The following is a 3,988-nucleotide window of genomic DNA, read 5'->3' as shown; positions in this document are numbered from 1 at the left end:
GGTGCTCCCTGATGTGCGTAGAAAATGCGGTGTGGTAACTACATTTTCCCACGTCAGAGGCACCTTTCAGGCTTTAATTACGGGCTCCGGTCACACCCCCGATGAAATCCCGAGGCTAATGCGTATTCACAGCCACAGCCCGCAGTAACGCTCCTGTAACGACTGCCCGCCTAGACTGGCGCGGGTCAGAGTGGTGATGTTCCTGCTGGGGGCAGGCCCGGAGTCGTCCGGGCGCTGGGGTGTTCAAGTAGACGGTGGGCGTCCCCCTACTGCAGTCGGCGAAGATCCTTCGGAGGTGGTCAATTGGCGACATGGAACGCGTTCCGGCCTGCCTCGGTGCGGCAGCAGATCCCACCGGAAGTACTCGAGGCGTATCGGCTGATCAACGGGGAATCCGGCGCGAAGTCCATTCCGAACCGCCGCGGCGCCCGAAAGCCTGTCGATCACTTGGAGTGCCGAGGGGAAGGGACACCTTGTCGCCGAGCGGCCCGGTGACGGTCCACGCGCGTACCAGCTTCCGGCCGGCCGAAGCGAACGTGATGTCTTCCTCGATTTTCGGCACGTTGTACTACAGCGATCGCAAGGGTGCGGGGCGCGTGTACTTCCGGCCGGCTCCGTTTTCCTCCGGCGCCGCCGAGGAGGACTTAGAAACAGATAGCTATCCGATGGGCGGACCAGCACATATCGTCTCGAACATCATCACCTTCCCGCAGTCCGGGTCGAATATCGGCGGCGTGGGGAGTGTGATCTGGTGCATGGCAGGGTCGTGCTCGCCCGGCCAGCGCACCTCGATCCCACTCACGCCAACAGAGGTCTTCCTCACGAACACGGGTGCCGGGGTTCTCGTGTACGACACGAACGGAACGCGTTCGCTGCGGATCAAGTATTTCATCGGCTTGGGCTCGGGCGGAGCAGGAAGCCTGCCAGTAGACCCCTCAGATCCCGGCAAGATAGTCGCGATAGCGGACACAAAAGGAGCGCTCCTTAAGTTCGAAGGGACCGTGTTCTACGTCGACATCACTGGGGCCGGCCCACCCACGGTGACCAGCCTGGAGGACAACTCCGGCATGGCCCTATCCTCGGACCTGCTGGGCACGCAGGTCGACCTGGGCGGCACTACCCTGATCAGGTTGTACCAGAGGTACAACCTGTACTCGTCGACCTTGCCTCCGATCACGCTCACCACTCCCGGCCGCCTGCAGACCTTCCAGATCAGCGATACGGCCATGGCGTGGTTCACCCAGGAGCCCGGCACTGGGCAGAGCAGGCTTATGACCAGCTCGACTGCAGGCCATGTCCCCATTCCATACATACGTACCTCGACCAATCGATCGCTGGTGCGCTACGAGAACACCGACGACTTCCTCATCTTCGATGCCACCGCGCCCACCCCGGGGTTCTACCGTGTGCGCGGTCTCGACGACACCGGGACTCTGGTCGGGGTGCTCGGCCCACGAGATGCCACAACGCAGGGCCTGGCTCTCTCCCACAACCGCATGGTATACAGCGATGACAGTACGTCCACGATCCCGCTCTTTCTGCGCGACGTCTCCGCACTGCCGACGCTCGGCGCGGAGCTCATTTTGTCGACGGCGACGACCGCACCTCTGTCGCCCACCTCGAGTGTCGACCGGCCTCGCGCGGGATTATGGGGACCAGTCGTGGTCTTCGCCCGCCCCAATGACGCAAACCCCGCCGAGACCGACGTCCTCTACGGCCAACCGGCAGGCCCTTTCAACACGGTGACGCTTCCCGCCGCGGAGCAGCTGTACGGCATCCAGGTCTCAGGTCACCGCGCCCTCCTCGTCGGCGGCACGAGGGATCACCTTCAAGCGGACCACCACCTGCTCGATCTGCTGACGGGTGAGCTTTCATCGGCGCCTGATAACGCCTGCTTGCTTTGGGGGGATTACCTGCTCACAGTGGGGTTCAGCGACGGTTCGCTCCGGCGTACCGACCTCGTGACCGGCGCCGTCGCGACCTTGAAACCGGCCGACCCGGCGAGTGGCAATGTCATGCGGCTCGATCTGGCGATGTGGGGGCACCAGGTCGCCTACAACATCGGCCAGGGCCAGACCTCCCTAGTCCTCGCCAGCGGTGTCTGGACGGCCACCTCCGCGACCACCGGAACCACTGCACCGCACCCCGGGGCCGAGACCACCCATCTCTCCCAGCTGTCCGACGGACTGCTCGTCACCCACGACTTCCAGGACCGGACGAAGGCGTATGACCTGCAAGTTGGGTCAACGGCGGTCTTGGCCAACGAGACCTCGCTCGTCGGGCTGGCGGTGGACGGATACCGTGTGGCGTGGGTGCCAGGCGCGAGTCGGCGGGGGGTGATCGCTGATGTCCGCAGCTATCTTCCGGGCTACACCCTGTCCCCGCCGCTGCTGGTCACTTCTGCCGCACCCAAAGGTTACGTCCCGAACACCGCCGGAACCGCCCGCTGGCAGCCGCACTTCTATGTCAGCCGCGACATCAATTGGGCCGTTGGGCTGCGCTCCGACGCCACCGGCGCGGTGGTGCGCACTTTCGGCGGCGTCAGCTCCTTCGGCGAGGTCACCCTTTCCGGAGGCTGGGATGGCACCGACGGTCTTGGCGCCGATCTGCCAAACGGCAGCTACACCTGGACGCTCACCGGTTCCGCAGATGGCCAACCGCTTGGCTCGCCGAAGGGCAGCGCGGCGCTCACCGGACAGCTCTACCTGAGCCGGACCCCGCCTGCAGCCCCGGCAGTCACTGCACCCGCTATCTCCACGGACACCTCGGCCACGTCGGCGTTCGATATCTCCTGGGCACCAACCGGCTCCCCAGCGGGACTCACCTACACCATCCGTTCCAGCATCAATGGCGGTCTGTTCACGACATTGGCCGAGCGCGTCGCCACCACTGGCATGACCGTGCCCGGAACTCCTGGCCAGACCGTCCGGTTCGAGGTGACCGCGACCGACCCGGCCGGAGTGTCGAGCGCCCCGGACACCGCCACCACTGTGATTCCGTATGACGACGCGTCGCCTAGTGTCGCCTACACCGGGACCTGGATCATTCAATCTGCGAGCGACCGGTTTGCCGGAGCCGTGCATGTCAGCGGAGCTACCGACTCGACCGCCACGTTCAGCGCCATCGGCACCGCGGTCGCCCTCATCGGCGACCGCGGGCCCGGGACCGGGGAGTTCCAGATCTCCTATGACGGCGGCCCTTGGTCACCCCCGATTGACACCTATGCGCCGAGCCCCCAGGTCCGTCAGGTGCTTGCCACACAAACGTTCACAGGCTCCGCCAGCACGCACACGATGAAGATCCGCGTGGTGGGCACCAGCGGACGCCCGAATCTCGCCCTCGACGCTTTCGCCTACACCCACTGACCGAGCGCCCGCGTTCGTCCTTGTTTATCCAGCCTGCAACCGCAGCACCCCCACAGCAGCCACCAAATAAGGCACCGGATCCGGGTCCGTCCCGGCGGCCCTGCATCCAGGCCTCGAACGTCGTGCCGATCAACGCGGCGCACAGATACCCGGCAACGTCCTCGGGGACGCCGGCTGAAACCAGGTAGGCCCGTGCCCGCTCGCGCTGCGGCGCCAGGGACTCGTAGCTCCGGCTGGCCAGCTCGGGGTGTTCGGCGATCAGCCGCAGCCGGCCGCGCGTGACAGCGAGGTCCGGCAGAACAGCAACCCCGGCGACAGCTGCCTCGCGCAGCCCCGCCAGGGCGTCGCCGTCGGAAGGACCCTGGGCGCGGGCTGACTCCAGTACCCGCCCGGAGGCCTCGATCGCCGGTTCCATGCCGCCCCAGATGAGTTCGGACTTGCTGGAGAAGTAGCGGTACAGGCTCTTGCGCCCGATGCCCGCCTCGCGGGCGATGTCCTCCATGGAGGTCTGCTCGTAGCCGCGCTCGGCGAACAGCCGCAGCGCGATGGCGGCCACGGCGTCGGGATCAATCGTCACCGGGCGCCCGGTGGGGCGAAGGACAGCGGGCTTCAAAGCATCGGGA

2 protein-coding genes are annotated in these 3,988 nt (G+C 65.8%); one reads left to right on the top strand and one right to left on the bottom strand.

Going from position 1 to position 3,988, the window contains the following annotated elements:
- The first annotated feature begins 473 nt into the window (after nt 1-473).
- Complete coding sequence (locus J9611_RS20860; RefSeq protein WP_211883054.1) at nt 474-3,365, top strand: flagellar hook assembly protein FlgD; 2,892 nt, start codon at nt 474-476, stop codon at nt 3,363-3,365.
- Here J9611_RS20860 and J9611_RS20855 read toward each other — a convergent pair.
- Nucleotides 3,268-3,988 (bottom strand): TetR/AcrR family transcriptional regulator (locus tag J9611_RS20855; RefSeq protein ID WP_246528120.1); only part of this gene is annotated, 721 nt, incomplete at its 5' end. The genes J9611_RS20860 and J9611_RS20855 overlap by 98 nt on opposite strands.

Origin of the sequence: Pseudarthrobacter albicanus, from assembly GCF_018224015.1 — a bacterium.
Taxonomy (GTDB): Bacteria; Actinomycetota; Actinomycetes; order Actinomycetales; family Micrococcaceae; genus Arthrobacter; species Arthrobacter albicanus.
The sequence above is the reverse complement of the archived record's forward strand: the minus strand, read 5'-3'. Positions and strand labels throughout refer to the sequence as shown.